This window comes from Psychrobacter sp. 16-MNA-CIBAN-0192, from assembly GCF_040309565.1.
Taxonomy (GTDB): Bacteria; Pseudomonadota; Gammaproteobacteria; order Pseudomonadales; family Moraxellaceae; genus Psychrobacter.
In genome coordinates this window covers 1-240 of record NZ_JBEOOX010000677.1, presented here as the reverse complement: position 1 = coordinate 240, position 240 = coordinate 1, and the positions used below count along the sequence as shown (strand labels likewise).

General features: G+C 41.2%; 1 protein-coding gene. It reads right to left on the bottom strand.

Annotated features, from left to right (window positions below; translation table 11 throughout):
* On the bottom strand, window positions 1-240 hold a 240-nt coding region (locus tag AAEY78_RS14825), incomplete at both ends, for a flagellar assembly protein T N-terminal domain-containing protein (protein WP_352340244.1).

The window sequence follows — 240 nt, the reverse complement described above, 5'->3', positions numbered from 1 at the left end:
GTTCACGATTTGTTAATTGGCTTTGCGTGACGGCTATAAACTTATTAAAGTTACTTTGTGGACATTGCTCTGTTTGCGCAAAGATATCTAAGCGTAAGGTAATTGCAAACTCATCACTACTGCGGTTTTCACTGACAAGCTCTATTTTTTGAATTTCGCCTTGGCTACTTATTTTTAGCTGATCTTGGGTTAAAACACCATCAACAAGCGTTTGCACCGAGCTCACCCGCGCACCAGAGA